2 protein-coding genes and 1 pseudogene are annotated in these 3,250 nt (G+C 72.6%); all 3 read right to left on the bottom strand.

Features of this window, described 5'->3' with window-relative positions; genetic code table 11:
- A pseudogene (locus ABZ281_RS43565) lies at window positions 1–1,153 on the bottom strand (type VII secretion protein EccC); the annotation flags it as partial.
- Window positions 1,150–2,241 (bottom strand): hypothetical protein, encoded by a 1,092-nt coding sequence (locus ABZ281_RS43560; RefSeq protein WP_356663715.1) that lies wholly within the window; start codon window positions 2,239–2,241, stop codon window positions 1,150–1,152. The pseudogene ABZ281_RS43565 and the gene ABZ281_RS43560, both read right to left, overlap by 4 nt.
- 15 nt (window positions 2,242–2,256) lie before the next feature.
- A partial coding sequence (locus tag ABZ281_RS43555; protein WP_356663713.1) for a type VII secretion integral membrane protein EccD occupies window positions 2,257–3,250 on the bottom strand: 994 nt, incomplete at its 5' end.

Below are 3,250 nucleotides of genomic sequence, written 5' to 3'. Positions count from 1 at the left end.
GGGCGCGCAGGTCGTCGACGGCGAACCGGTCGCCGTCGACGGTGATGCGCACGCTGACCTGATCGGGCTCGTGCACCTGCCGCTGAAGCAGGTGGAGCACGGTGACGCCCATCTCCGGCAGCCCGATCGCCGAGTCGGGGCGCGGGAGTTCGGCAGCGGTGCCGCCGTACGAGTCGCTGATCAGGAGCATGCGGGGGGTCAGGCTCAGCGCGTCGTTGGTCCTGCCGGACAGGCCGCGGCGTACCTCGGCCGCGTACGCGGCACGCTGCCGAAGGTCGGGGCCGCACAGCCGGGCCAGCTCGGGCAGGTCGGACGCGATGCGGCGAGCGGCGACCGGACCGTCGTACATCTGTGGATCGAGGATGTGGGGCAGCCACTTGGCCCAGGCCCACGACGGCTCGTCGCGGGTGCCGAGGGCGACGGCCACATCGTCCGGCGCGTGTGTCACGACGGTCTGCAGCAGCACCGCGTGGGCGACGCGCAGGACGTCTTCCCGGTCGCCGATGATGCTGACGTTCCCGGCCCGGTCCAGCGGCACGGTGAGCGGGAAGTCGGTGGCCGTGCCGAAGCGGCCCTGCAGGGCGCGGGCCTCGTTCAGCATGAACGGGTCTGGTGGGGTGAGGACACCGCCGGTGCTGTTCTGGGCGATGGTCAGCTCATGCGCCGGCACGTCGCCGGTGCCGGCCCGCACCGAGAGGAAGTCAGTGTCCCGGCGCCGCCTCTCCCACAACCTGGCCGGGTCCCGGACGAGGTCGTACAGGGCCTCGGGCGGCGGGTTCAGCTCGCGCGCCGCCTGCCGTCGTTCCCGCTCGGCGGTGCCGAGTTCCTCGCGCAGTTCCTCCAGGTACTCCAGATAGCGCTCACGCTGTACGCGCCGGGTGCGCTGCGCCTTTCCGCGCTGGGACAAGAACAGTGCCACGGCTCCGAGCAGGGCGACGACCAGCACGATCGCGCCGATCGCGGCGAACTGGCTGTTACGGATGACCGTCATCAGCACGACGGAACTGACGACACCGGCCATGGGCAGCAGCGCGGTGGCGGCGTTGCCGACCTTGCCCTCCGGGAGGTTCGGGGGCGCCTCGATCGTGCGGGCCGGCGTGGGATCGAGGGGGCGGGTGCTGCGGGCGGGCCGGTGGATCACCTGCTGCGTCATCGCACCCTCACCGCCCGCTGCATCGCCTCGGCGGCCAGACGGACGGCCGCGTCCCGGGTGCTCCGGCCCAGCATGGCGGTGTGGATGGGGCCTCCTTGGGCGAGATGACGGTCGTAGGGGAGCAGGACGACGGGCACGCCGGGCTCGCGCAAATGCGCGGCGGCTGTCTTCGGGTCGAGGGTGGTGTCGGGGGAGTTCGCGCTGAGGGCGACCACGGTGGTGGCCAGAGCCGAATGCGGCAACTGCCCCAGCCAGTCGAGGACCTGGCGGGTGCCGTGGATGCCCTCGGCGGTCATCGGTGCGACGACGACTCGTGCGTGGGCGGTGTCCATCGCCGTTCGAGCCACTTCGCCGGGCAGCGTCTCGCAGTCCACCACCGTCACCGCGAAGTACCGGCGCAGGGCCAGCGTCACCGTCCGGTAGGTGCGCATGTCCATGGGGGCGCCGACCCGTCCCTGGCTCGCGGGCAGGAGCCAGCCGCCATCGGCCACGGGCACCAGATAGCCCGTGATGTCCGTGAGCTGCATCGCCGGCGTCAGGATCCGGGCCAGGTCGGCGCAGCACCAGCGCACCGTGTCCGCGCCCATCCGCACCGGGAGCGTGCCCAGGGCAGCGTCGGCCTCCAGAGTGAGCACCGGGTCGTGCCGGTAGTGGTTGAAGGTACGGCCGAGCAGTGCGGAGACCGTGGACTTGCCGACGCCGCCGCGGATCGAGGTGACGGCGATGACCCGCCCGGTGGTGACGGGCTGTTGCACCTCCTGGGCGAGGCGGGTCTGTTCGGCGACCTCCTGGGTGGCGGAGGCGGTGAGGCGGCGCAAAGAGGTTCCGGCGCGGCGTGCGGCCGAGTCACCGTGCTGCGGGCTGCCCAGGGCGATGGCGAGGCGGGGGTCGACAGTGGGGTGGGATTCGGGGGCCGGGGCGGGGACTTGAGGGGCGTGCGTTCGGCGGCGGGCCGGTGCCGAGGGAGGTGTGGAGTCAGGTGTATCGGAGACGGCAGCCTGCACTGCCGGGTGCTCGGGCACGGCAATCGGCTCCGGGTCGGTGAGTTCGCGCAGCACGTCGCGCTGCCAGTCCCCGCCTCCTGTCATGCCGGTCACCCTGTCCTACGCGAAGGTGCCGAGCAGCCGCCCGTACACCCCGAACACGCCGATCACCAGCGGGAACAAGGCGATCACGGCCACGGACTCCAGCAGGTCACCGGCGCGCCGCAGCCGCACCCGCACATGCTCGGCCGGCTCCACGGCCAGCACCACCAGAGGTACGACGGCGAGGAATCCGAGCACGGCGACCGGACCTATGGCAGCCGAGGCATGGTCACCCCACACCACGACGAGCCGCACCGCGATGACAGCCGCCGCGACGAGCAGCACCACGACCTCGGCGGTGAGCGGAAAGGCACGCGCCCGCAGGGCGAGCACCACCATGACGGTGATGCCGAGCGGCACGCTCCACACCGACACGGTGCTCAGGACGAGCACGCCGGCCGCACCCGCGGAGGCCGCGAGTACGACGGTGGCCAGCATCAGCCCGCGGTGGGTGGCCGCGAGCGCCGTGCCCACTCGGTACCGGCTGACCGACACCCCGCCTGTGCGACGGTCGTCCAGGCCGGTCAGTCCTGACGCCATCAGCGCCAGCCGCGGCAGCATCCCGAGGATGACGACGGAGACGACGGCGAGCAGCGCACCCACCCGAGCCTGCTGTGCGGCACTTTCTGCCCCACCCTGCAGTCCGAGAACCGCTTCCCACGCCACAAGACAACCGGCAACAGCCCCGGCACCGATCAGCGCCCCACGTCCGAGAGGCGTGAACCACCCGGCGAGCAGCAGCGCGAGCGTCACGGCACCCGCGACACACGCCAGTCGCACCGCGCCGCCCCAGTCGTAGGCGTCGGCGCAGCTCCAGGCGCCCAGCACGGCCAGGGCTGCGGCCGTGACGATCAGGGTGGCGGCGAGCGCGTGCCGCCGGACCCGGCCGAGGAGGGCACCGGCCAGGGCGCATGCCGCGGCAATGACGAGAAGCCCGGCTCCGACCGAGGACAGGGCGAAGGAGCCGCGGGCCAGGAACCCCGCGGCCAAGGCCCACAGGACGGTCGCGCAC

The organism is Streptomyces sp. NPDC006265 (assembly GCF_040613555.1).
GTDB lineage: Bacteria > Actinomycetota > Actinomycetes > Streptomycetales > Streptomycetaceae > Streptomyces.
The sequence above is the reverse complement of the archived record's forward strand: the minus strand, read 5'-3'. Positions and strand labels throughout refer to the sequence as shown.